At 60.0% G+C, this 23,354-nt stretch carries 22 protein-coding genes; 7 read left to right on the forward strand and 15 right to left on the reverse strand.

Annotation, left to right across the window (positions count from 1 at the left end):
* Positions 1-28 precede the first annotated feature (28 nt).
* Positions 29-361 (forward strand): ChiQ/YbfN family lipoprotein, encoded by a 333-nt coding sequence (chiQ, locus tag A1WC_RS18495; protein ID WP_008805659.1) that lies wholly within the window; start codon positions 29-31, stop codon positions 359-361.
* Positions 362-412: 51 nt separating this feature from the next.
* Here chiQ and A1WC_RS18490 read toward each other — a convergent pair whose 3' ends face one another.
* The 8 genes from A1WC_RS18490 to ybfF all read right to left on the reverse strand — a co-directional run bounded on the left by A1WC_RS18490 (position 413) and on the right by ybfF (position 8,071).
* Positions 413-1,708: an MFS transporter gene (locus tag A1WC_RS18490; protein ID WP_016160497.1), complete on the reverse strand. Its 1,296-nt coding sequence runs from the start codon at positions 1,706-1,708 to the stop codon at positions 413-415.
* 55 nt (positions 1,709-1,763) lie between these two features.
* Positions 1,764-2,903: a tricarballylate utilization 4Fe-4S protein TcuB gene (gene tcuB, locus A1WC_RS18485; protein WP_016160498.1), complete on the reverse strand. Its 1,140-nt coding sequence runs from the start codon at positions 2,901-2,903 to the stop codon at positions 1,764-1,766.
* Positions 2,890-4,293 (reverse strand): FAD-dependent tricarballylate dehydrogenase TcuA, encoded by a 1,404-nt coding sequence (gene tcuA / locus A1WC_RS18480; RefSeq protein ID WP_016160499.1) that lies wholly within the window; start codon positions 4,291-4,293, stop codon positions 2,890-2,892. Before tcuA ends, tcuB begins: the two co-directional genes overlap by 14 nt.
* A 97-nt stretch (positions 4,294-4,390) precedes the next feature.
* Positions 4,391-5,317, reverse strand: a complete 927-nt coding sequence (gene tcuR, locus A1WC_RS18475) for a tricarballylate utilization LysR family transcriptional regulator TcuR (RefSeq protein ID WP_016160500.1) — start codon at positions 5,315-5,317, stop codon at positions 4,391-4,393.
* A 127-nt stretch (positions 5,318-5,444) separates the two neighbouring features.
* A complete protein-coding gene (gene fur / locus A1WC_RS18470; protein ID WP_002894761.1) occupies positions 5,445-5,897 on the reverse strand; it encodes a ferric iron uptake transcriptional regulator in 453 nt (150 codons plus the stop codon).
* Positions 5,898-6,188: 291 nt separating this feature from the next.
* Positions 6,189-6,719, reverse strand: coding sequence for a flavodoxin FldA (fldA, locus tag A1WC_RS18465; protein WP_002894765.1), 531 nt, complete (start codon positions 6,717-6,719; stop codon positions 6,189-6,191).
* A gap of 151 nt (positions 6,720-6,870) precedes the next feature.
* Positions 6,871-7,164, reverse strand: coding sequence for a LexA regulated protein (ybfE, locus tag A1WC_RS18460; protein WP_012542441.1), 294 nt, complete (start codon positions 7,162-7,164; stop codon positions 6,871-6,873).
* Between the two features lie 133 nt (positions 7,165-7,297).
* The gene (ybfF, locus tag A1WC_RS18455; RefSeq protein ID WP_012542440.1) at positions 7,298-8,071 is read right to left on the reverse strand and encodes an esterase; all 774 of its coding nucleotides are present in this window, start codon (positions 8,069-8,071) and stop codon (positions 7,298-7,300) included.
* Positions 8,072-8,254: 183 nt separating this feature from the next.
* On the opposite strand from ybfF, the gene seqA reads away from it, so the two are divergent.
* Genes seqA through A1WC_RS18445 form a run of 3 tightly spaced genes read left to right on the forward strand, consistent with a single transcriptional unit; the run spans position 8,255 to position 10,968 of the window.
* Positions 8,255-8,803, forward strand: coding sequence for a replication initiation negative regulator SeqA (gene seqA, locus A1WC_RS0124935; RefSeq protein WP_012542439.1), 549 nt, complete (start codon positions 8,255-8,257; stop codon positions 8,801-8,803).
* A gap of 32 nt (positions 8,804-8,835) precedes the next feature.
* Complete coding sequence (pgm, locus tag A1WC_RS18450; protein WP_002894773.1) at positions 8,836-10,476, forward strand: phosphoglucomutase (alpha-D-glucose-1,6-bisphosphate-dependent); 1,641 nt, start codon at positions 8,836-8,838, stop codon at positions 10,474-10,476.
* Positions 10,477-10,530: 54 nt separating this feature from the next.
* Complete coding sequence (locus A1WC_RS18445) at positions 10,531-10,968, forward strand: hypothetical protein (RefSeq protein ID WP_016160502.1); 438 nt, start codon at positions 10,531-10,533, stop codon at positions 10,966-10,968.
* Here the strand turns inward: A1WC_RS18445 and kdpE are convergent.
* From kdpE to kdpF, 6 genes are read right to left on the reverse strand one after another with little or no spacing between them, the layout of a single operon-like run.
* Positions 10,950-11,627: a two-component system response regulator KdpE gene (kdpE, locus tag A1WC_RS18440; protein ID WP_002894776.1), complete on the reverse strand. Its 678-nt coding sequence runs from the start codon at positions 11,625-11,627 to the stop codon at positions 10,950-10,952. The two genes, A1WC_RS18445 and kdpE, sit on opposite strands and share 19 nt — an antisense overlap.
* The gene (kdpD, locus tag A1WC_RS18435; protein ID WP_012542437.1) at positions 11,624-14,311 is read right to left on the reverse strand and encodes a two-component system sensor histidine kinase KdpD; all 2,688 of its coding nucleotides are present in this window, start codon (positions 14,309-14,311) and stop codon (positions 11,624-11,626) included. Before kdpD ends, kdpE begins: the two co-directional genes overlap by 4 nt.
* The gene (kdpC, locus tag A1WC_RS18430; protein ID WP_012542436.1) at positions 14,312-14,887 is read right to left on the reverse strand and encodes a potassium-transporting ATPase subunit KdpC; all 576 of its coding nucleotides are present in this window, start codon (positions 14,885-14,887) and stop codon (positions 14,312-14,314) included. It abuts the gene before it with no gap.
* Positions 14,888-14,897: 10 nt separating this feature from the next.
* Positions 14,898-16,946 (reverse strand): potassium-transporting ATPase subunit KdpB, encoded by a 2,049-nt coding sequence (gene kdpB / locus A1WC_RS18425; protein ID WP_008805672.1) that lies wholly within the window; start codon positions 16,944-16,946, stop codon positions 14,898-14,900.
* Between the two features lie 20 nt (positions 16,947-16,966).
* Positions 16,967-18,646 carry a potassium-transporting ATPase subunit KdpA gene (kdpA, locus tag A1WC_RS18420; protein ID WP_016160503.1) on the reverse strand — a complete coding sequence of 560 codons (1,680 nt, stop codon included), beginning with the start codon at positions 18,644-18,646 and terminating at the stop codon, positions 16,967-16,969.
* Positions 18,646-18,735, reverse strand: coding sequence for a K(+)-transporting ATPase subunit F (gene kdpF, locus A1WC_RS27365; RefSeq protein ID WP_020323459.1), 90 nt, complete (start codon positions 18,733-18,735; stop codon positions 18,646-18,648). The genes kdpA and kdpF overlap by 1 nt, the downstream gene beginning before the upstream one ends.
* A gap of 307 nt (positions 18,736-19,042) precedes the next feature.
* Between kdpF and A1WC_RS18415 the strand changes: the two genes are divergently transcribed.
* Both A1WC_RS18415 and phrB read left to right on the forward strand, forming a co-directional pair.
* A complete protein-coding gene (locus tag A1WC_RS18415; RefSeq protein WP_004142243.1) occupies positions 19,043-19,252 on the forward strand; it encodes a DUF2517 family protein in 210 nt (69 codons plus the stop codon).
* A 183-nt stretch (positions 19,253-19,435) separates the two neighbouring features.
* Positions 19,436-20,878, forward strand: coding sequence for a deoxyribodipyrimidine photo-lyase (gene phrB, locus A1WC_RS18410; protein ID WP_016160504.1), 1,443 nt, complete (start codon positions 19,436-19,438; stop codon positions 20,876-20,878).
* Here phrB and A1WC_RS18405 read toward each other — a convergent pair.
* Positions 20,850-22,328 (reverse strand): MFS transporter, encoded by a 1,479-nt coding sequence (locus A1WC_RS18405; protein ID WP_016160505.1) that lies wholly within the window; start codon positions 22,326-22,328, stop codon positions 20,850-20,852. The two genes, phrB and A1WC_RS18405, sit on opposite strands and share 29 nt — an antisense overlap.
* Before the next feature lie 268 nt (positions 22,329-22,596).
* Between A1WC_RS18405 and A1WC_RS18400 the strand changes: the two genes are divergently transcribed.
* Positions 22,597-23,340 (forward strand): type 2 GTP cyclohydrolase I, encoded by a 744-nt coding sequence (locus A1WC_RS18400; RefSeq protein ID WP_008805677.1) that lies wholly within the window; start codon positions 22,597-22,599, stop codon positions 23,338-23,340.
* Positions 23,341-23,354: the final 14 nt, after the last annotated feature.

Here is a 23,354-nt window from a genome sequence, read left to right on the forward strand (position 1 = left end):
AGCCTGCCGCACCTCCGGGAGAACGACAATGAAAAAAATGCTGCTTATTGCCATGATGGCCTCGGGCCTGGTGGCCTGCGCCACGTCGCCAGCACCGAAAGAAGACACCAAACTGAAAGATGCCTATAGCGCCTGTATTAATACGGCGGAAGGGAATCCGGACAAGATTGAAGCCTGTCAGAGCGTACTGAATGTACTGAAAGAGGATAAACAGCACCAGCAATTTGCCAATCAGGAGAGCGTTCGCGTCCTGGATTACCAACAGTGTATTCAGGCCACCCGCACCGGCAACGATCAGGCGGTGAAAGCGCGCTGCGACCAGATCTGGAAGGAGATCCGCAGCAATAATACGACCCATTAAATCAGACGTTAGCGGCAAACGGGCGGAGCATACCTCCGCCCGTTTGTTTTTTTAGCGCTGACTCTCCGCCGGCTGATAGCCTCGGCTCAGCCGCACGAACAGCAGCGCGGTGGCAATGAACCCGCACAGCGCGGCGCACATTAGCCACCAGCCCGGCGCGCTTTTATCGCCGGTGAGCTCGACCAGGGCGGTAGAGATAGCCGGCGTCAGGCCGCCGAAAATGGCAGTAGCGAGACTAAAGGCCAGAGAGAATCCCACAGTGCGGACGTACACCGGCATCACTTCGGTGAGCGCCGCCACCATCGCGCCGTTATACATGCCAAAAAAGAACGAGAACCACAGCAGGACCAGCGTCATACGCGTAAAATCGGGCGCGGCGGTGAGCCAGTGCATCACCGGCCAGGTGGTGAGCAGCGCCAGCACGGTAATGCCCATCAGCACCGGGCGACGACCGATCCGGTCAGAGATCGCCCCGCCAATCGGTAACCAGATAAAGTTAGAGATGCCCACCAGCATGGTCACCAGCAGGCTGTCGCGAGCGCTGAGGTGCAGCACCGCTCTGCCGTAGGTCGGCGTATAGACGGTGATAAAATAAAAGGTGGTGGTGGTCATCGCCACCAGTAATGTCCCCGCGCTAATAATGCGCCAGTTCCTGGCGATGGTGGTCAGGATCTCCTTGGTATCCGGGCGGTGTTTACGCTGCAGGAATTCCTCTGTTTCCTGCAGCGAGCGGCGCAGCACGAAAATCAGCGGAATAATCAGGCAGCCAATGAAGAAAGGGATGCGCCAGCCCCAGTCGGCGATCTCCTCATGCTCAAGCGTGGCGTTCAGCGCATAGCCAATCAACGCCGCCATGACGATAGCCACCTGCTGGCTGGCGGACTGCCAGCTGGTATAGAAGCCTTTATTGCCCGGCGTGGCGATTTCCGACAGATAGACCGACACCCCGCCAAGCTCGACGCCCGCGGAAAACCCCTGCAGCAAGCGGCCCACTAACACGAGGATCGGCGCCAGCACGCCGATGGTCTGATAGCCAGGTACCAGGGCGATGAGTAGCGTCCCGCAGCCCATGATCGCCAGGGTGACCATCAGCCCTTTGCGGCGCCCGATTCTGTCGATATAGGCGCCGAGGACCACCGCGCCGATGGGGCGCATCAGGAAGCCCGAACCAAACACCGCAAAGGTCAGCATCAGCGCTGCGAACTCGCTCTCCGCCGGAAAGAAGGTGCGGGCGATATAGGTGGCATAAAAGCCAAACAGGAAAAAGTCGAACTGTTCGAGAAAATTACCGCTGGTCACGCGGAGGATAGCGCCGACGGTGCCGGCGCGCGTGGATTGTTGCGTCATAGGGTGTGCTCTCCATTGTCTTTATCTTGTTTTTATAGAGGTAAGAGGGAGCGGGTTAGTCGCCTGCGACTGCCGCCTGTTTTCCGCGCCGCTTCTCAATTGCCCACTTGAGTAGCGCCGCACAGCGATAAAATCCGTGGGCAAATTTTCCGTAGGGAAGGGTTAAGAACAGGGCCATTACCACCCCGAGGTGAACAGCGAGCAAAATACCCATCCATGAGGTATCCCGTCCCGCCAGCAGCGCCAGGCCGGTGAAGCTGGTCAGCAGCAGTAGCAGGATAAAGCCGCGGTCCATCGGTTTTTGTCGTGCATCGCCGTGCAACGGCGACCGGCGCAGGTTTAGCCACAGCAGGCCAGCCGGCCCCACCAGCAGGCCGATGCCGCCAAGGGTCCCCAGCAGCACCGGGACGCTGAAGAACGGGTAGGGGGCTTCCCGGTCGGCGAAATAGTGATAGCCCGTGGCCACCACGGTGGCGGCGAAGCAGAGCATAAAGCCGTAGAAGGTGAAGTGGTGGAAACGGCGGCGCATCAGCGTGAAGGTGTCATCGGCTTCGTTGCAGCCTTTGCCATGCCCGCCATCGAGATATTTCAGCGTCAACGCATCCTGTGAGGCCTTTGCGATATCAACCGCGTGCGGCTGGCCCGGGGAGATCTCGCGCCAGAAGCGGATCACCCCGGTCATCAGCAAGCCAAAGGCCAGCACGAAGACCGAGCCAAACATCCACGCCAGCAGGTTATGCGGGAATATCTGATAGAAATCGCCCGCCAGCGGCGGATGAAGCAGCGAGCCTTTGAGCCCCATCGCCAGTAGCAGAAAGAAAATCAGTCCGCCGACCAGCGCCAGTACGGTGGTCACGCCAGCCCGGCGGTACAGGCTGCCAAAGGCGGCGGGCTGGGCGTAATGCTGATAAGTTTCCAGCCGAACTTCGGCCATCGCCTTCGGCACGTTAATCGCGAATTCGTGCGGCGGCGCGTACTGACAGGCGTGCAGGCAGGCGCCGCAGTTATGACACAGGTTAGCCAGATAGTTAATATCTGCTTTGCCAAAGGCCAGGCGCTGGGTCATCGCCGGGAATACGGCGCAAAACCCTTCGCAGTAGCGGCAGGCGTTACATACCTGCATCACCCTTTCCACTTCCGCCTCCGGCTCGGTGATGATCTGCGCCTCAATGATCAGCTTCTCAAGCGACTTCATGGTGTTTCTCCTGCTGTGCCGCCCGGGCGGCTTGCTGGCCGGCAATGCGGCCGAAGGTGGTGCCGATCGACATCCCGACGCCGGCGGTATAGCCTTTGCCCAGCACGTTGCCAGCCATCATTTCCCCGGCGACAAACAGGTTGCGGCTGGGTTTACCGGCGAAGTGGACGGCGGCGGTGTCGTCGACGTAGAGCCCGAGGTAGGTGAAGGTGATCCCCGGACGTAAGGCATAGCCGTAGTAAGGCGGCGTATCGATAGGCCGCGCCCAGTGGGTCTTTGGCGGCGTCAGGCCGGCGGTGGCGCAGTTATCCAGGCGGGTATGATCGAACTGGCCTGGCGCGCAGGCGGCATTATAGTCGGCGATGGTTTGCGTAAAGCGTTCGCTGTCCAGGCCGAGCTGGCGGGCCAGCTCGGGAAGGGTGTTGGCCTGAGCGCCGGGAAAGACGGGCGGCATAAAGTGGCCGATGGCTTTGCTGTCGATGATCGAGTAGCCGATTTGCCCGGGCTGGTGGGCGACCAGCCGGCCCCAGATGGCATAGCGTTTGGGCCAGAAATCTTCTCCTTCATCGTAAAAACGGTCGGCATCGCGGTTGACCACTACCCCCAGCGACACGCAGTCGACGCGGGTACAGATCCCGCCATCGTAGAGCGGCGCCCGGGCGTCAATGGCGACGCAGTGGGACTGCGAGGGATCGCCGATAATATCGGCCCCGGCGTCGATCATAAACTTGAGCAGCACTCCCTGGTTGAAGCGGGTGCCGCGGATGAGAAAGTTATCGGCGGGCCATTCACCGCGGTCATTTTGCCCCCAGGCCTCGCGCAGCCATTCGCGGTTGGATTCAAATCCGCCGGCGGCGAGGACGCAGCTTTTTGCAACAATCCGTTCCTCGCCCGCCAGCGCGGCGACAAATTCGCCGTTGCGCAGCTCGAGAGCCAGCACCGGTGTGTTGTAGCGGATCTGCACCCCCATTTGCTCCGCGCTGCGGTAATAGGCATTGACCAGCGCTTTGCCGCCGCCCATAAAAAAGGCGTTGGTGCGGGCTACGTGCAGGGCGCCGGAGAGCGGCGGCTGAAAGTTAACTCCGTGCTGGCGCATCCAGTCCCGGCATTGTGACGAGGTGCGGATCACCAGTCGGGCCAGCGCTTCGTTGGTATTCCCCTCGGTGACGCGCAGCAGATCCTGCCAGTACTCTTCTTCCGGGTAGCTGTCGACCAGCACGTCCTGCGGCGCATCGTGCATACAGCGCAGGTTACGCGTGTGCTGCGAGTTGCCGCCGCGCCACTCCCGCGGCGCCGCCTCCAGCAGCAGCACCGAGGCGCCAGCTTCCCGGGCGGTTAAGGCGGCGCATAGCGCGGCATTGCCGCCGCCAATGACCAGTACATCCACCATTATCGGTTCCCTTGTAATTTAATTAATTGTTAAATTTGTAATGGGAATGTAGGCGGTAACGGCGGCAGGGAGCTATGGCGTAGCGCTAAAGAGGGGTTTAGTTAACGTAAAGGGTAGCGCCTGGCCAGCGATCGGACTCCACCAGCTGGCGCATGACTTTGCTCAGTATTACCCGTGCTGCAAGGCCAGCCGGAGTGAGCTCATCATCCGACAGGCTGACCAGAAAGTTGGGGCGGCTGAGGACCGGATTAGCGATGCCGATCACCCTCAGCGCCTGATGGTCGAGATGGGAAATGGCGGCCCCAGGCTGCAGGGTGGCCCCCAGTCCGCTGCGCACGGCCTGCATCAGCAGGGCCAGACCGTCAATGTCCGCCACCACCTCAACGCTGAGATGATGCTGCTGGCAAACTGCCTCCAGCCTGCCGCGCAGGCCATGGCCCTGGCTTGGCATAATCAACGGCAGGGAGGTGAGCTGGTCAGGGGAGATGTGGTCCTCCTGCAGGGGGGCCAACAGCGCATGGGTGCCAATCAGGAACAGGCGTTCTTCCAGCACCGGTCTGGCGCTCCAGCGCAGGATCTTTTCCTGCTGGAAAACGATAGCTAAATCGAGCTGGCGGGTGTTGATCATCCGCTCCAGATTACCGGAGAGGCTTTCCACCAAATGCAGGCGCACGTCGGGATAGCTTTCGCGCATCGCATTGATGAACGGGACGCCGAGAACGGAGGCGGTGCTGGGGGCCATGCCGACGCTAACGTGGCCTGACAGGCGCGCCTCGCGGGCGGCGAGGATGGCATCATCGGCATGGCGCAGCGCCAGCTGTGCCTGCGAGTAGAAAGCGAGACCCGCGCTGGTGGGCGTGACCCCGCGGGAGGTCCGCTGCAGCAGGCGAATGGCCAGTTCGTTTTCCAGGCGTGCGATCTGCTGGCTGAGCGCCGAGACGCCGATATTAAGATCAAGCGCGGCGCGCCCCATGCTGCCGGTTTCAACAATGCGCACAAAATAGCGTAGCTGGCGAAGTTCCATATCAACTCTCCGGACAAAACGGGGACGCGGGAAGGTCACCTGTGGGACGAGAGCGGTAAGGGCAGCAGAGGCGCCCATAAAAAAGCCAACCGGCAGGTTGGCTTTTCAGTCTCAGCGAAGCGGGGAATTATTTTTCCACCGCGTCGTGGGCGTGTTCGTCCTCGCGGCAATCACCTTCCGCACAGTGGCCGTACAGATACAGACTGTGGTTGGTCAGGCGGATGCCGTGGCGGGAGGCAATTTCACGCTGGCGTAATTCGATCGAGTCATCGCTGAATTCGATCACTTTGCCGCAGTCGAGGCAAATCAGGTGATCGTGGTGATGCTGCTGGGTCAGTTCGAAAACGGATTTACCGCCTTCAAAATTATGACGAGTCACGATACCGGCATCATCAAACTGGTTGAGTACGCGGTAAACGGTCGCCAGACCGATCTCTTCGCCCATGTCGATCAGGCGTTTATATAAGTCTTCCGCACTGACATGATGGTTATCCGGTTCCTGCAGCACTTCAAGGATTTTCAGTCGAGGAAGTGTGACTTTCAGGCCAGCCTTCTTTAATGCGGTATTGTTGTCAGTCATGCGGAATCTGTCCTGTTGCTAAACGATCTACTTCCTTCAACGGAAGTCATACAGAAATTAACCCGACGTAATGCGTCTCATTATAGAACTGCCACTGGTAAATGAAAACTGCAAGTATCAGGCCTGGTTTGCTGTCAAAAACGAGGCACCAGCTACAAACTGCGTCACGTGCCTCGTAGAATCAGAGGACATTGTACAGATATGTGATTAAAAGTTAAAAACTTGTAGCTATTAGTTTGATTGCTTTTGTCTATTAATGCGACGCAACTCAATGATTGCGCCGCTTAATCATCAGGCGTTTTTGATTTCTTCGAGGTGCAGCTCTTCGGCAACCTGCTTCACCCATTTCTCAACGCGCTCGTTGGTCAGCTCCGGCTGGCGGTCTTCATCAATGGCGAGGCCGACGAAGTGGTCGTCATCTGCCAGGCCTTTGGAGGCCTCAAAATGATACCCGGCTGTCGGCCAGTGACCGACGATGGTCGCGCCGCGCGGCTCAATGATGTCGCGGATGGTGCCCAGCGCGTCGCAGAAGTATTCTGCGTAGTCTTCCTGGTCGCCACAGCCGAACAGCGCCACCAGTTTACCATTGAAGTCGATCTCTTCCAGCGTCGGGAAGAAGTCGTCCCAGTCACACTGCGCTTCGCCGTAGTACCAGGTCGGGATACCGAGCAGCAGAATGTCGTGGGCTTCCAGGTCTTCTTTGCTGCTTTTGGCAATGTCGTGAACATCAGCAACATCTTTACCAAGCTGCTTTTGAATCATTTTTGCAATATTTTCGGTGTTGCCGGTGTCGCTGCCAAAAAAGATGCCGATGATTGCCATGAGTAAAATAACCTCTTGAAACTTAAATGATGTGGTAGGGACGCGATGCCCATAGATAACGGCAATCATAGCAGAACAGGCAAGGGCGCGGAAACAGCAATCACGCCCGACTGCACACTCTGCTACACGAATGCGGATTTTTCGCGGAAAGTTAGACTTTTCCCTGGCTGTGCAGGGCGCGCAATTGGGTCATCAGCATCTCTTCAATGAGATCGCTGCGGCTCATATTACGCGCTTCCGCCAGTTCATTGAGCGCATCGACCGCGTCGGCGTTGAGTTTTAACTCGACGCGCTTCAGCCCGCGAACCTTATCGCGTTTCAGCTGGTTACGTTTGTTGATGCGCAGTTGTTCATCGCGCGACAGCGGATTGGTTTTCGGTCTTCCCGGGCGACGCTCGTTTGCGAACAAATCTAATGTCGTACGGTCCGTTTGTTCTTTTGCCATGATTCTGAGTGACTTCGGGGAAACAAGCTGCCGGGCTCTAGCCGGCGCAGATAGCGCGCCATCATACATCAGGCGAACGGCTGCGCCAACGACCGCGGGCATTCTGCGGCGCGGTCGGGCATATTTTAGCCAATCAGGCGGCGATGCTCGTCAGATAGCGGCGGATGGCGCGTAACACCGCCTCGGGTTTCTCGGCATGCACCCAGTGTCCGGCGCCAGCGATGACGTGCGCCCGGGCCTGCGGGAACTGCGCCAGCAGCGCGTCGCGGTAGGCGTCGGTCACATAGGGCGAGTTGCCGCCGGGAATAAACTGCGTCGGGTGCGGCCAGGCCGGAATGGTTTCCCAGCCGACGATATGCGGGTACTGGTCCCACAGCACCGGCACGTTAAAGCGCCATTCGCCGTCGACAAAAGATTTCAGCAGGAACTGAATCACGCCCTCTTCCCGCAGATGCTCACGCATCACCTGCGCCGCCTGCTGGCGGCTGCTGGCGGAGGATTCGCTGACGGCGCGGATAGCGGCGAAGATCTCATCATGGCGGCGCACATGATAATCCACCGGCGCGATATCGATCGCCACCAGTCCGCTGATGCGTTCCGGCGCCAGGGCGGTCAACGCCATCACCGCTTTCCCGCCCATCGAATGGCCGATAAAGGTGGCGCGCTCGATCTGGTGCGCGTCAAGCGTATCAAGCAGATCCTGCGCCATGGCGGGGTAGGTCATCTCTGGCGATCGCGGCGACAAACCGTGGTTGCGCATATCGACCTGCACAATATCGTGGTCGGCGATCAGGTCGCGGGCGAGGATGCCCAGGTTGTCCAGGCTGCCAAACAGACCGTGGACCAGCACGATCGGGGAGTGGTTGTGCGGATTCTGTGCAGATTGCGCTCGGCTATTTAATTTCATGGCAAAGTTCTTTTTTTCGCTCCGTCGGGTTAGGGTATTATGTTGGACATTCTGCCATCCGGCTGCAAGACCCAGAAGTTTTCTGAGTTTTACCGCCATCCTGGTTTGACGCTATCCGCGGTTGGGATTTGTACTTATAATCCCAACGATTTGTATTCAGAAAAGATATCGCACTGGATTAAGATGAAAACAATTGAAGTTGATGATGAACTCTATCGCTATATTGCCAGCCACACTCTGCATATCGGCGAGAGCGCATCCGACATTTTACGGCGCATGCTGAAATTTTCCGCCGTTTCCCAACCGGCTACACCGGTCAGCAAAGCCGCGCCGGCACTGGCGCCAGCGCCTGCCGTGGAGGTGAAACCCGCTAACCCGGCGAAAGATAAAGTCCGCGCCATGCGCGAGCTGCTGTTATCTGATGAATACGCCGAGCAGAAGCGCGCGGTGAACCGTTTCATGCTGGTGTTGACGACCCTCTATTCTCTGGACAATAAAGCATTTGCCGAGGCGACCGAGTCTCTGCATGGCCGCACGCGCGTCTACTTCGCAGAAGATGCGCGTACGCTGCTGAAAAGCGGTAATCAGACCAAACCAAAACAGGTTCCTGGTACACCGTGGTGGGTTATCACTAATACCAATACCGGCCGTAAATGCAGCATGATTGAGCACATCATGCAGTCGATGCAGTTCCCTGCGGAGCTGATTGAAAAGGTTTGCGGCACGATCTAGCTTTTTAACATTTGCACCAGAAGGATCAGGCAATGGCAATCGATAAACGTGCGGGGCAGCCTGCGCAACAGAGTGATTTGATTAACGTCGCCCAACTGACTGCTCAGTACTACGTGCTGAAGCCTGAAGTCGGTAATGCGGAGCATGCGGTAAAATTCGGCACCTCTGGCCATCGCGGTAGCGCGGCGCGCCACAACTTCAATGAACCGCATATCCTGGCCATCGCCCAGGCCATTGCGGAAGATCGTGCGAAGAACGGGATCACCGGTCCGTGCTATGTCGGCAAAGATACCCACGCCCTTTCCGAGCCGGCGTTTATTTCGGTGCTGGAAGTGTTAACCGCCAACGGCGTTGACGTGATCGTGCAGGAAAACAACGGCTTCACTCCGACGCCGGCGGTCTCCAATGCGATTCTGGTGCATAACAAAAAAGGCGGTCCGCTGGCAGACGGCATTGTGATCACCCCGTCACACAACCCGCCGGAAGATGGTGGTATCAAGTACAACCCGCCAAACGGCGGCCCGGCTGATACCAACGTCACCAAAGTGGTGGAAAACCGCGCCAACGAACTGCTGGCCGCCGGCCTGCAGGGCGTGAAACGCATTTCTCTGGACGCGGCGCTGGCTTCTGGTCACGTTAAAGAACAGGATCTGGTGCAGCCGTTCATTGAAGGGCTGGCGGACATCGTCGACATGGCGGCGATCCAGAAAGCGGGCCTGACGCTGGGTGTCGATCCGCTGGGCGGGTCCGGTATCGAATACTGGAAACGCATTGGCGAACACTACAAGCTCAATCTGACCATTGTGAACGATCAGGTTGACCAGACCTTCCGCTTTATGCACCTCGATAAAGACGGCGCCATCCGTATGGACTGCTCCTCAGAGTGTGCGATGGCAGGCCTGCTGGCGCTGCGCGATAAGTTCGATCTGGCGTTTGCTAACGATCCGGATTACGACCGCCACGGGATTGTCACCCCAGCCGGGCTGATGAACCCGAACCACTACCTGGCGGTAGCGATCAACTACCTGTTCCAGCATCGTCCGCAGTGGGGCAAAGAGGTGGCGGTGGGGAAAACGCTGGTCTCCTCCGCGATGATTGACCGGGTGGTGAACGATCTGGGCCGCAAGCTGGTGGAAGTGCCGGTGGGCTTTAAATGGTTTGTCGACGGCCTGTTCGACGGCAGCTTCGGTTTCGGCGGCGAAGAGAGCGCCGGGGCCTCCTTCCTGCGCTTTGACGGCACGCCATGGTCCACCGATAAAGACGGCATCATCATGTGCCTGCTGGCGGCGGAAATCACCGCGGTGACCGGGAAAAACCCACAGGAGCATTATAACGAACTGGCCGAACGCTTCGGTGCGCCGAGCTACAACCGTCTGCAGGCTTCCGCAACTTCCGCGCAGAAAGCGGCGCTGTCCAAGCTCTCTCCGGAAATGGTCAGCGCTGACACCCTGGCGGGCGATCCGATCACTGCCCGTCTGACCGCGGCGCCGGGCAACGGGGCGGCGATTGGCGGCCTGAAGGTGATGACCGACAACGGCTGGTTCGCGGCGCGTCCGTCAGGCACCGAAGACGCCTACAAGATCTACTGCGAAAGCTTCCTCGGCGAAGAGCATCGCAAGCTGATTGAAAAAGAAGCGGTAGAGATTGTCAGTGAAGTGCTGAAGAACGCGTAACCGCAGCCAAACATCAGGCCCCTTGTGGGCCTGATTTTTTTCGCAAGGATAGCGATGAAAATACAACGGAAGCCCCTGTTTTTATTCTGGGCGTGGATGGATCTCTTTTTCGTCCTGCAATTCTTATGGTGGAATATTGCCCACCGCCGCCTCCCTTTTTACGACGACCTGCTGGCTTATCTCCAGCTGCTGCATACTTACGGCTCTGGGGCGGTCTGGCTGTATCCGCTGAATGTTCTGCTGATTATCAGCATCCCGCTGTCGATGATCCTTTTTTTCCGTCAGAGCCGCTATGCGCTGTGGCTGGCCTGGGGGCAGGCGCCGCTCAGACTGGTGTTTATGCAGCCTTCGCTGTCGCTGGGTCTGTGGCTGATTCAGGCTGCCGGCGTCAGGCATGTAGCGATCCTGGCCGGTTTTCTGCTGCTCTCTGAAGGGCTGAAAATCGCCAGCCTCTGGTACTGCAGAGGCGGGGCTCAGGGCATAAAGCGATAGCCAATGCCGGTTTCAGTAAGCAAATGCTGCGGCCGTGCCGGATCGGCCTCCAGCTTTTGTCGCAAATGACCCATATAGATCCGCAGATAGTGGCTGTGCTCCACGGCGTTAGGCCCCCACACCTGATTCAGCAACTGGCGCTGGGTAAGCACTTTGCCGGGATTATTCAACAGCGCCGCCAGCAGGCGAAACTCGATGGGCGTCAGGTGGATCTCTTCGCTGCCGCGCAGGATGCGGCGGGCGGGGATATTGACCTCCAGGTCAGCGAAGCGCACCACTGGCTCATCGGCCTGCGCCGCGCCGTGGCGACGCAGCGCGACGCGCAGGCGAGCCTGTAGCTCGCCGATGCCAAAGGGTTTACTTAAGTAGTCATCGGCGCCGGCATCCAGGGCGGCAATTTTGTCATGCTCTTCGCTACGCGCTGACAGGACGATAATCGGCATCTGGCTCCACTGACGCAGGTCGCGAATAAAATCAATGCCGTCACCATCCGGCAGGCCCAGATCGAGGATCGCGAGGTCGGGCTTACGGGTAGCGGCTTCAATCAGCCCACGCTGCAGGGTTTCCGCTTCAAATACGCGCATGCCGTCGGCTTCCAGCGCGGTGCGCAGAAAGCGTCGGATAGCGTGTTCGTCTTCGATAATCAGAACGTTAATCACAATTCCTCAGGTAGCTCTTCCAGTTCAGGGGGCGTTTCTCCCGGCAGTGTAACACGGAATGAGGCACCGCCCTCGGGCCGGTTGCTGGCGGAGATGGTCCCGCCGTGAACGTCGACGATGGCCTGACAGATGGCAAGGCCCAGCCCGACGCCAGGGATCGCCGACTCTTTGTTGCCGCGGGCGAATTTATCAAAGATAGCCTGTTCCTGGCCTGCCGGGATCCCCGGACCGTTATCCCATACCTCCAGCGACAGCTGCCGGGCGTCCGCCTCGGCGCGGATGCCGATGTTCGCCCGGGCGCCGGCATACTTATGGGCATTTTCCAGCAGGTTGATCAGCACCCGCTCGAACAGCGGCCCGTCGACATGCACCAGCTGGAGGGGATCGGGGAGATCCAACTGAATGTGCTGGCCGCCGAGGCTCGGTTCGAGCATGCGCAGCGCGCTGCCGACCACTTCCTCCAGCGTCAGCCACTCCTTATGCAGATTAAAGCCGCCGGACTGGATCCGCGCCATATCCAGCAGATTGTTCACCAGACGGGTGGTGTTGAGCACATGCTGGCGAATTTCATTGGCCTGCGGAGCATGCTTTGAACCTTCGCTGGCCAGATCGAGGGTCAGAATTTCCGCCTGGCCAAACAGCACGGTCAGCGGAGTACGCAGATCGTGCGACAGGGCGGCGAGCAGCGAGTTACGCAGGCTTTCCCGCTCGCTGGTCAGCCGGGCCTGCTCTTCGCTGGCGGTCAGGGTGAGGCGCTCCAGGGCGCTGGCCACCAGCAGGGTAAAGGTCTCCAGCAACCGCTGCTGCTCCGGGATCATCAGCTGGCGCAGATTCTCCGGCTCCACCACCAATAGCCCCCAGGTGCGGGCGGCGCTCTTCAGCGGTAAAATTTGGTACGGCACGCCGGGCAGGGTATCGGTGCCGGCGCCGGCAGGCTGCCCCTTATCAAAGCTCCAGCGGGCGATGGCGTCATCCCATGGGGTCAGCCCTGGCTGGTGGGTTAAGGGCAGCAGTTTTCCCTGGGCGTCCGGCAGCAGCAACTGGCTGCGGGCCTGAAAGGTGGAGGCGATGAAGCGCTCGCTGGTGGTGGCGATATCCTGCTGGCTACGACCCACCGCCAGTGCTTTAGACATCTCATACAGGTGGCGGGTACGGCGTTCACGGTAGCGCGCCACCCGCGCCTGGTAGCGTACGCCAGCGGTGAGGTTACCGATAAGCAGGCCCACAGTGAGCATCACGCCGAAGGTGAGCAGATACTGGACATCTGACACCGCCAGCGTCCCGCGCGGGGCGACAAAAAACAGATCGAAGCTGATAACGTTGATCACCGTCGCCAGCACCGACGGCCAGCGGCCATAGACCAGGGCGATGATCACCACCCCCAGCAGATAGAGCATCACCAGGTTGGCGGCTTCGAAGGCCATCAACCACTGCATGGCCACCAGGGTGATGATGGCGCATAGCGCCACCGCCACCGCGCAGCCCTGCAGCTGCAGGCGCCACTTTTCCAGCGCCGTACGGCTGTCGTTGGCCCGGGCAGGGAGAGGGGACGGTTTTTCATCGAGGGCGATCACCACCAGATCGAGGTCCGGCGCATGGCGAGCCAGACGGTCGGCGAAGCCGCTGCGATCCCACCAGCGGCGTTTGCGCTGGCGGCCGATGACGATTTTGCCGAGGTTATGCTCGCGGGCGTAATGGAGGACCGCTTTCTCTTCCGACGGGTCGGAGAGGGTGGCGGTTTCGGCCCCCAGTTCCTGGGCCAGACGCAGTGCGGCGAGGATAGCCCGCCGCCGGGCTTCCGGCAGGCGGTGCAGGGAAGGGGTCTCGACATACACCGCATGCCAGACGCTGCCCAGACGGGCGGCGAGCCGGGCGGCGGCGCGTACCAGCTTTTCGCTGCCGGTGTTGTGCCCGATACAGAGCAGGATCGCATCGCGGGTGTGCCAGACTTTCTCCTGGCCCTGGCGGTCGCGCCAGGCACGCATCTGTTCATCGACGCGGTCGGCGGTGCGGCGCAGAGCCAGCTCGCGCAGCGCAATCAGGTTTCCCTTGCGGAAAAAGTTTTCGATGGCGCGCTCGGCCTGGCCGCCGATATAGACTTTGCCCTCATTGAGCCGCTGGCGCAGATCGTCAGGGGGGAGGTCCACCAGCACCACGTCGTCCGCGGCGTCAAAGAAGGGGTCGGGAACGGTCTCCCGCACCTGCACGCCGGTGATCCCGCTGACGACGTCGTTCAGGCTTTCCAGATGCTGGACGTTGACGGTGGTAAAGACATCAATTCCGGCCTCCAGCAGTTCATCCACATCCTGCCAGCGCTTCGGATGGCGGGAGCCGGGCGCATTGCTGTGCGCCAGCTCATCCACCAGAATCAGCGCCGGACGGCGGGCGAGGGCGGCGTCGAGATCGAACTCATACACGTACCGCCCGCGATGAGCGAGCCGCCGCGGCGGCAGGGTGCTCAGGCCCTCCAGCATCGCAGCGGTCTCTTTTCGGCCGTGGGTCTCCGCCACGCCAATCAGAATATCCAGCCCCTGGGCGCGCAGCCGCTGCGCTTCCGCCAGCATCGCCCAGGTTTTCCCCACCCCGGCGCAGGCGCCGAAGAACACTTTCAGTTTGCCGCGATGCGGGGCGGCGGTGTGCTGCAGCAGGCGGTCAGGGTCCGGGCGCAGCGGCTCGTCACTCATTTACTTATCCTTCAGGGCATCCAGCGCCATATTGAGTTGCAGTATATTGACCACCGGCTGACCAAGGAAGCTCAGCAGCGGGGTTTGTGTGGCCTGGTTCACCAGCTGGCTTACCTGCTCAACGCTCAGCTGGCGCGCTTTAGCCACCCGGGGGACCTGCCACAGCGCGGCGGCCGGGGTCAGGTTGTTATCGAGACCGCTCGCCGAGGTGGTGACCAGCTCGACCGGCACCCGCGGGTCGGCGTCCGGGTTCGCGGCGCGCAGGGCCTGTACGCGCTCGCTCACCGCTTTATCCAGCGCCGGGTTGCTGGCGGCAAGGTTGCTGCCGCCTGACGCCATGGGATTATCCGCCGTCTCAGCGGTGGCCGACGGGCGGCCCTGGAAATAGCCTGCGGCAGTATAGTTCTGGCCAATCAGTCCGGAGCCGCGCACCTCACCGTTCAGGCGGATCAGCGAGCCGTTGGCCTGTGAGTTAAACCACCATTGTCCCAGGCTGGTGGTCAGCAGAGGATAGACGCCGCCGGTGAGCAGCGTTAACAGAATAAATAGCACAAGTGCTGGACGAATCAATGACATAGTTTTTTCCTCACACCAGACCGCTCAGGGTCAGCAGCAGGTCGATGGCTTTAATACCGATAAAGGGCACCAGCAGACCGCCGAGGCCGTAGATCCACAGGTTGCGGCGCAGCATCGCCGAGGCGGAGAGTGGGCGATAGCTCACGCCTTTCAGGGCCAGCGGGATCAGGAAGACGATGATCAGCGCGTTAAAGATAACGGCGCTAAGGATCGCTGACGACGGCGAATGCAGGCCCATCACGTTCAGCATGGCCAGCTGGGGATAGACCGCGGCAAACGCTGCCGGAATAATGGCGAAATATTTCGCCACGTCGTTGGCAATACTGAAGGTGGTCAGCGAGCCGCGCGTCATTAACATCTGTTTGCCGATATGGACCACCTCAATCAGCTTGGTGGGGTTGGAATCCAGGTCGACCATGTTGCCCGCTTCCTTCGCCGCCTGGGTGCCGGAGTTCATGGCCACCGCCACGTCGGCCTGAGCCAGCGCGGGCGCGTCGTTGGTGCCGTCGCCGGTCATCGCCACCAGCCGACCTTCCGACTGATACTGGCGGATCAAGGCCAGCTTGGCTTCCGGCGTCGCTTCGGCGAGGAAATCATCGACCCCGGCCTCGGCGGCGATCGCCGCGGCGGTCAGGCGGTTATCGCCGGTGATCATCACCGTTTTAATGCCCATTTTGCGCAGCTGGGCGAAACGTTCTTTGATACCGCCTTTAACGATATCTTTGAGCGAAATAATTCCCAGCACCTTTTCCCCTTCGGCGACCACCAGCGGTGTGGCCCCCTGGCGGGCGACCTCTTCCACCTGCTTATCGACATCGGCAGGGAAGTGGCCTCCATTGGCCTCCACGTGGCGGCGAATGGCGTCCACCGACCCTTTGCGGATCATGCGTTGATCGATATTGATGCCGCTCATCCGCGTTTGCGCGGTAAAAGGGACAAAGGTGGCGTGCAGCGACTGCAGATCGCGTTCGCGCAGGTTAAAGCGCTGTTTCGCCAGCACCACGATGCTGCGCCCCTCAGGGGTTTCATCCGCCAGCGAGGAGAGCTGGGCGGCGTCGGCGAGGGTTCGCTCTTCCACGCCGCGCGCCGGCAGGAAGGCGGAAGCCTGACGGTTGCCGAGGGTAATGGTCCCGGTTTTATCCAGCAGCAGGACATCGACGTCGCCAGCGGCTTCCACCGCGCGGCCGCTGGTGGCGATGACGTTGGCGCCGAGCATACGACTCATCCCGGCGACGCCGATGGCCGACAGCAGCCCGCCGATAGTGGTCGGGATCAGGCACACCAGCAGGGCGACCAGCACGGTAACGCTGACCGCATTGCCGCTCCACGCCGAAAACGGCCAGATGGTGGCGGTGGCCAGCAGGAACACCAGCGTCAGGGCGATCAGCAGGATCGTCAGGGCGATTTCGTTCGGCGTTTTACGGCGCTGGGCGCCTTCCACCATGGCGATCATCCGGTCGAGGAAGGTTTCTCCCGGGTTCACGCTGCAGCGGATCACCAGCCAGTCGGAGAGAATGCGTGTCCCGCCGGTCACCGAGGCAAAATCGCCACCGGATTCACGGATCACCGGGGCAGACTCGCCGGTAATGGCGCTTTCGTCCACCGAGGCGCCGCCTTCGATGACTTCGCCATCGCAGGGGATAATATCCCCGGCTTCCACCAGCACCACGTCGCCTTTGCGCAGGTCTTCCGCTGGCACGTGGTCGACCGTCGCGTCATGCTGCGGGGCGCGCAGTTTGCGGGCGAAGGCCGTTTTTTTCACCCCTTTCAGGCTGTTGGCCTGGGCTTTGCTGCGGCCTTCCGCCATCGCTTCGGCAAAGTTAGCGAACAGCACGGTAAACCACAGCCAGATGCTGACGGCGGCGGTAAAGGTGGCGCTACCGGTCAGGGCGCCGCCAGCCATGGCGATCGCCAGCAGGGTGGTTAACAGACTGCCCACCCAGACGATAAACATCACCGGATTGCGCCATTGCACCATCGGGCTGAGTTTTTTCACGGCATCCAGCAGCGCCTGGCGCACCAGCGTCGGCTCCAGCAGGGCTAATTGTTTGCGACTCATAACAGGGTGCTCCGCATCGCTCAAAGTAAGGAAAAGTGTTCAGCCAGCGGGCCAAGCGCCAGCGCAGGAATAAAGGTCAGGGCGCCCACCAGCAGCACGGTGCCGATCAGTAAACCGATAAACAGGGCGTCGTGGGTGGCCAGGGTGCCGGGGCTGGCCGGTTGAATTTTCTTCGCCACCAGCGAGCCGGCGATGGCCATCACCGGAATGATGACGGCGAAGCGGCCGACCAGCATGCAGAACGCCAGCAGCAGGTTCCAGAACGGCGTCGCCGCACCCAGGCCAGCGAAGGCGCTGCCGTTGTTATTGGCCGCCGAGGTGACGGCGTACAGCACTTCGCTAAAGCCGTGCGGTCCAGGGTTGAACATCCCGGCGCGGCCGGCGTCGGTCATCATCGCCAGCGCCGTGCCAAGCAGCACCAGCGTCGGGGTGACCAGAATGGCGAGGGCGATCATTTTCATTTCCCGGACATCGATTTTCTTCCCGAGATACTCCGGAGTACGGCCGACCATCAGCCCGGCGATAAATACCGCCAGCATAACGAACAGCAGCATGCCGTACAGGCCCGAACCGACGCCGCCGAACACCACTTCGCCAATCTGCATCAGCCACATCGGCACCATGCCGCCCAGCGCGGTGAAGGAGTCATGCATGGCATTGACCGCGCCGCAGGAGGCGGCAGTGGTGATCACCGCGAACAGACTGCTGGCGAGAATACCGAAGCGACTCTCTTTACCTTCCATATTCAGGCTACTGTCAGCGCCCAGCGTCAGCAGGTGGGGGTTGCCGCGAGTTTCCGCCCACATCACCACGGCGACGCAGAGGATAAAGATCAACGTCATTGCCCACAGGATGGCGCATCCCTGACGTCGATCGCTCACCACCTCGCCGAAGGCGAAGCACAGTGCCGCCGGGATCAGGAAGATTGCCAGCATCTGCACGAGATTGGTCAGCGCGGTCGGGTTTTCAAACGGGTGAGCGGAGTTGGCGTTAAAGAAACCGCCGCCGTTGGTGCCCAGCAGCTTAATCGCTTCCTGCGAGGCGACAGGCCCCATCGGCAACAGCTGGTGCGCCCCTTCGAGGGTGGTAAAGGGCTGGTAGGCCAGCAGATTCTGCGGCACACCCTGCTGAATAAAGAACAGGGCCACCAGCAGGGAGAGCGGCAGCAGCAGCCACAGGGTAATGCGCGTCAGGTCGACCCAGGCATTGCCAAGGGTGGACATTTTCTGCCGGGCGAAGGCGCGGGTCAGGGCGAATACCACGGCGATCCCGGTGGCGGCAGAGAGAAAATTCTGCACCGTCAGGCCGACCATCTGGCTGAGATAGCTCATGGTGCTTTCGCCGGCGTAAGCCTGCCAGTTGGTATTGCTGACAAAGCTGACCGCGGTATTGAGCGCCAGATCCCATGACAATCCCGGCAGATGCTGCGGGTTAAACGGCAACACGCCCTGGAGCATCAGCAGGGCAAACAGGGCCAGGCCGCCGAGGGCGTTAAACAGCAGGATCGCCAGCAAATACTGCAGCCAGCCCATCTCCTCGGCGCGGATCCCGGCCACGCGCCACAGGACGCCCTCGACGCCGGCCAGGCCGGGAAGCGGGATATCGTTCACCATCCTCGCCAGACACGTCCCCAGCAGGCGCGCCAGCACCAGCAACACCAGCAGGTAGCTGGCTAATAATAAAAATCCCTGGGCAGCCATCAGAATGCCTCCGCGTGTATCAAGGCATAAACCAGATAAGCCAGTAACAGGAACACCAGCCCAACGCCAGTGAGTACGCCTGCAGTCACAATCCACCTCCGGGTGTCTTTTTTGATTTACCGGGAGAATAGAAATTACGGCGCAAAGATTTCGCAAAAATCGGCGGGCGCGGTGTAAAAAAAGTATAAAAATGACAAAGGCACAATTTAACTGATGGTTAGTATTAATTTAACTTTTTTGTAACTAATTTACGTGGTGAATGTAAATTAAGTATAAATACGTGCTTTTTAGTGGTCGGATGAGTAGTAAAATTACAACCAGAGCGGTATTATTTTGCTCAGACAAACATGATTAATTTTACCGGCGCTGCTTGCCGGCCTGACAAAGGGGAGAGAAATGATGGCGTTGTACAAAGCTTATCCTGCTCATATTATTTTACTGCGTCGTGCTTTCGCCGTCGTGGCTGGCGTCGCGGCGCTGCCGGTGATGCTGTTCTGGAAAGATCGCGCCCGCTATTACAGCTGGCTGCACCGGGTGTGGTCGAAAACCAGCGAGCAGCCGGTGTGGATGGCGCAGGCGGAAAAAGCCGCTCACGATTTTTATTAATCGTCCTGCTGCGACGAAGACAAGAAAACCGCCGGTTGCCCCCGGCGGTTTTTTTTCGTCGCTTGTCTACACTCGTTTTCATGCACCGCAGTGGAATTGGCAGGTGCTTATTTTGCCGGAGCGCGCTATTTTTTCCGGCTTATATCATGAGATGAGTTTTGCTGACGGATATCGAGGAGTTATATGGCCACCCATCTGGTCTGGTTACGCACGGATTTACGCATTCACGATAACCTGGCGCTGGCCGCCGCCTGCCGGGATCCGCAGGCGCAGGTGCTGGCGCTGTATATCGCCACCCCGGGGCAGTGGCGTGAGCATCACCTGGCGCCGCGGCAGGCCGCGTTTATCGTCAGCCATTTACACAGTCTGCACACCGCGCTGGCGGAACGGGGCATACCGCTGTGGGTCGAAGAGGCGGATGATTTTACCGCCAGCGTCGAACGGCTGGTCCATTTCTGCCAGCAGCACCAGGTCAGTCACCTGTTCTACAACTATCAGTACGAATTCAATGAACGTCAGCGCGATGCCGCCGTTGAGAACACCTTGCGCGATGTCATTTGCCAGGGCTTTGACGACAGCGTCCTGTTGCCGCCCGGCAGCGTCATGACCGGCAGCGGCGAAATGTATAAAGTTTTCACGCCGTTTAAGAATGCGTTTATTCGCCGTCTGCGGGACGGGCTCCCGGCGTGCGTGGCGGCGCCGAAGCCGCGCCAGGCGCCTGCCCGCCAGGCGCCGCCGCTGCCTGAGCTCAACTACCCGCAAACGCCGTTCGATGGGCTGCTGTTTGCCGCGGATGAAAAAACGGCGCTAGCGCGGCTGCGCGCGTTTTGTCAGCAACCGGCGGCGGAGTATGAGGGGCAGCGTGACTTCCCCGCCGTGGAAGGGACCAGTCGCCTGTCGCCCTGCCTGGCCACCGGGGTGTTGTCACCGCGCCAGTGCCTGCATCGTCTGCTGACGGAACACCCCGCCGCGCTGGACGGCGGGGCAGGCGCAACCTGGCTTAATGAGCTGATCTGGCGCGAGTTTTACCGCCATCTGATGGTCTACTATCCGAAACTCTGTAAAGGACGCCCGTTTATCGCATGGACTGATAAGGTCGCCTGGCGTGAAGATGACGCCGCCCTGCAGGCCTGGCAGCGCGGGGAGACCGGCTTTCCGATAGTCGATGCCGCGATGCGCCAGCTTAACGCCACCGGCTGGATGCATAACCGGTTGCGCATGATTGTCGCCAGCTTCCTGACGAAAGATCTGCGCCTCGACTGGCGGGCAGGGGAGCGCTACTTCATGAGTCAACTGATTGATGGCGACCTGGCGGCGAACAACGGCGGCTGGCAGTGGGCGGCCTCGACAGGCACCGACGCCGCGCCCTATTTCCGCATATTTAACCCCACCACCCAGGGCGAGAAGTTTGATAAGCAGGGGGTGTTTATGCGTCGCTGGCTGCCTGAGCTGGCAAAGGTGCCGGAGAAGGCGCTGCATCAGCCGTGGGCGTGGGCGGATAAACAGGGGATCAAACTGGATTATCCGCGCCCGATAGTCGATCACAAACAGGCGCGGCAGGAGACGCTGGCGGCCTGGGAGGCCGCCAGAAAAGGAATTACTCCACCGCCAGACGGCGGGTCCTGACCTTCAGCGAGTGATACAGCCAGATGACCAGCACCACGCCGACACAGGCCAGCGCGCCCCAGGTGATCTGGCTGAAGACCTTGATGTAGGCGTCAATGGAGTAGTTCACTGCCCCGGCGGCGTCGAAGGACGCCTGCGAGGTCTGGTCAGCGATGACGCCGGCCAGATAGTTGGCGATGGCCCCGGAGAGCAGCATATAGATACCGGTCAGCACCCCGGTGACCCCCGGGATCTCAATGCGGGTGATTTGCGACATGGCGACCGGGTCGATAAACAGTTCGGCAAAACCCATCACCGCCAGCCCCAGCACCATCAGCGGCATGGACGACTGGCCATAGGCCGCGGACCAGCGGGCGCTGAGGGTCAGGATGCAGAACCCGGCGCTCATCAGGCCCAGACCGAGGGCAAATTTCCCCCAGATGCGCACGGTGCGATTGCCACCGACGCTCTCTTTCACCAGCCACGCCAGCACCATCCCGCAGAGCATCACCGCGAAGGCGTTGACCGACTGGAACATGGCGGTAGGGACTTCGTAGCTCATGATATGGCGATTAACGAAGCGGTCAATATACAGGCTGATGGAGCTCCCGCCCTGCTGGGCGAAGGCCCAGAACAGCAGGCTAAACGCGGTGAGGACGACGATCAGGCGCAGATCCTTACGCTGTTTATCGGTTTCAGCGCGCAGGTAGATCCGCGCCAGCACCGCCAGGCCGATAACGGTGGCCACGATCAGGGCATACACCGACCACTCCTGCCAGAACAGCACGGCGATCAGCAGCGGGGCGGTAACCAGCAGCACCAGCAGCCAGCCCCAGTTCGGCAGCAGGAAGCGGCGCGCGCACAGCGCCTGGCGGTTGACGCCGGCAGTATGCTGGAAGTGACGGTTGCCGCAGAGAAAAATCACCAGTCCCGCCACCATGCCGGTGGCCGCCAGGGCAAAGCCCATCGCCCAGCTATACTCCTCCTGTACGTAGCCGCAGGCGATCGGCGCGATAATCGAGCCGATATTGCCCGCGGCATACATCAGCGAGAAGCCGCCGTCGCGACGCGGATCGGCAGGTTCGTAGAGTTCGCCCAGCAGACAGCTGACGTTGGATTTAAACAACCCGTAGCCGCAGACGATGATCGCCAGCGACAGGTAGAGGAAGACTGGGGCGGTTTCGCTGGCTCCGAGCACCAGATGGCCAATGGCCATCAGCAGCGCGCCGAGCATGACCGCCATCCGGTTGCCTAACAGCTTATCGGCCAGATAGCCGCCGAGGATCGGCGTGACATAGACCAGCGAACAGTAGGCGCTGAACAGGGCATAGGCGTGGTTATCGTCATATTTGAGCTGATTGGTGAGATAGAGGATCAGCAGGGCGCGCATGCCGTAGAAGCTAAAATATTCCCAGATTTGCAGCGCCACGACGTAGTAAATCGCCCGCGGTTGCGATGATGTTGTCTTCATGAGAAGTGTGGTTTCCTGGCGTAAAGCGAAAGTCGATCGTTCTGCATGAATAGCGCTTTATTAGTCATATTCATGGCTTGAGGGGCTTTCTGTTTATTTAATATGCTTTATTAATGCATAAATATACACGAATGCGCGATGGGGTGGGTAGACAAAATGCGGGATTAACAAAAAAGTCATGGTCGGTGCCGGTTGTGGACTATCGACGGCCCGAATGGATCTGGTTATGTTATGCCTTTGTATACCCTGATTATCTGCTGGAGTGGCGATGAAAAATAGCGAACTGGAACAACTGATAAACGACAAGCTCAATAGTGCGGCCATCAGTGATTTCGCCCCTAACGGTCTGCAGGTGGAAGGACGTGATACGGTGCAAACGATCGTCACCGGGGTGACGGCCAGCCAGGCGCTGCTGGATGAAGCCGTTCGGCTGCAGGCGGATGCGGTGATCGTCCATCATGGCTATTTCTGGAAAAACGAGTCGCCAGTGATCCGCGGCATGAAGCGCCGCCGCCTGAAGACTCTGCTGGCCAACGATATCAATCTCTACGGCTGGCACCTGCCGCTGGATGCCCACCCGGAGCTGGGCAACAACGCGCAACTGGCGCATCTGCTGGGGATTAACGTGCTGGGTGAAATCGAACCGCTGGTGCCTTGGGGCGAACTGTCGATGCCGGTTTCCGGCCTCGAACTGGCCTCGTGGATCGAAGCGCGGCTGGGGCGCAAGCCGTTATGGTGCGGCGATACCGGGCCGGACACCGTCAGCCGCGTCGCCTGGTGTACCGGCGGCGGCCAGAGCTTTATCGACGCCGCGGCGCGCTTTGGGGTGGATGCGTTTATTACCGGCGAGGTGTCGGAACAAACTATTCACTCTGCCCGCGAACAGGGGCTGCATTTTTATGCCGCCGGCCACCACGCCACCGAGCGGGGCGGCATTCGCGCCCTCAGTGAATGGCTGACGGAAACGACCGACCTGGATGTCACCTTTATTGATATTCCTAACCCTGCCTGACGGGAGAGAGAAAA

Source organism: Klebsiella sp. KTE92 (assembly GCF_000398905.1).
Taxonomy (GTDB): Bacteria; Pseudomonadota; Gammaproteobacteria; order Enterobacterales; family Enterobacteriaceae; genus Klebsiella; species Klebsiella variicola.

What these genes read in the sequence shown, in the direction of transcription:
- ybfF (WP_012542440.1), bottom strand. Translation starts at nt 8,071, where the DNA reads ATGAAATTAAATAGCCGAGCGCAATCTGCACAGAATCCGCACAACCAC.
- kdpA (WP_016160503.1), bottom strand. Translation starts at nt 18,646, where the DNA reads ATGGCTGCCCAGGGATTTTTATTATTAGCCAGCTACCTGCTGGTGTTG.
- ybfE (WP_012542441.1), bottom strand. Translation starts at nt 7,164, where the DNA reads ATGGCAAAAGAACAAACGGACCGTACGACATTAGATTTGTTCGCAAAC.
- pgm (WP_002894773.1), top strand. Translation starts at nt 8,836, where the DNA reads ATGGCAATCGATAAACGTGCGGGGCAGCCTGCGCAACAGAGTGATTTG.
- A1WC_RS18490 (WP_016160497.1), bottom strand. Translation starts at nt 1,708, where the DNA reads ATGACGCAACAATCCACGCGCGCCGGCACCGTCGGCGCTATCCTCCGC.
- seqA (WP_012542439.1), top strand. Translation starts at nt 8,255, where the DNA reads ATGAAAACAATTGAAGTTGATGATGAACTCTATCGCTATATTGCCAGC.
- tcuR (WP_016160500.1), bottom strand. Translation starts at nt 5,317, where the DNA reads ATGGAACTTCGCCAGCTACGCTATTTTGTGCGCATTGTTGAAACCGGC.
- fldA (WP_002894765.1), bottom strand. Translation starts at nt 6,719, where the DNA reads ATGGCAATCATCGGCATCTTTTTTGGCAGCGACACCGGCAACACCGAA.
- fur (WP_002894761.1), bottom strand. Translation starts at nt 5,897, where the DNA reads ATGACTGACAACAATACCGCATTAAAGAAGGCTGGCCTGAAAGTCACA.
- kdpD (WP_012542437.1), bottom strand. Translation starts at nt 14,311, where the DNA reads ATGAGTGACGAGCCGCTGCGCCCGGACCCTGACCGCCTGCTGCAGCAC.
- A1WC_RS18400 (WP_008805677.1), top strand. Translation starts at nt 22,597, where the DNA reads ATGAAAAATAGCGAACTGGAACAACTGATAAACGACAAGCTCAATAGT.
- chiQ (WP_008805659.1), top strand. Translation starts at nt 29, where the DNA reads ATGAAAAAAATGCTGCTTATTGCCATGATGGCCTCGGGCCTGGTGGCC.
- A1WC_RS18415 (WP_004142243.1), top strand. Translation starts at nt 19,043, where the DNA reads ATGATGGCGTTGTACAAAGCTTATCCTGCTCATATTATTTTACTGCGT.
- kdpB (WP_008805672.1), bottom strand. Translation starts at nt 16,946, where the DNA reads ATGAGTCGCAAACAATTAGCCCTGCTGGAGCCGACGCTGGTGCGCCAG.
- A1WC_RS18405 (WP_016160505.1), bottom strand. Translation starts at nt 22,328, where the DNA reads ATGAAGACAACATCATCGCAACCGCGGGCGATTTACTACGTCGTGGCG.
- tcuB (WP_016160498.1), bottom strand. Translation starts at nt 2,903, where the DNA reads ATGAAGTCGCTTGAGAAGCTGATCATTGAGGCGCAGATCATCACCGAG.
- phrB (WP_016160504.1), top strand. Translation starts at nt 19,436, where the DNA reads ATGGCCACCCATCTGGTCTGGTTACGCACGGATTTACGCATTCACGAT.
- kdpC (WP_012542436.1), bottom strand. Translation starts at nt 14,887, where the DNA reads ATGTCATTGATTCGTCCAGCACTTGTGCTATTTATTCTGTTAACGCTG.
- tcuA (WP_016160499.1), bottom strand. Translation starts at nt 4,293, where the DNA reads ATGGTGGATGTACTGGTCATTGGCGGCGGCAATGCCGCGCTATGCGCC.
- A1WC_RS18445 (WP_016160502.1), top strand. Translation starts at nt 10,531, where the DNA reads ATGAAAATACAACGGAAGCCCCTGTTTTTATTCTGGGCGTGGATGGAT.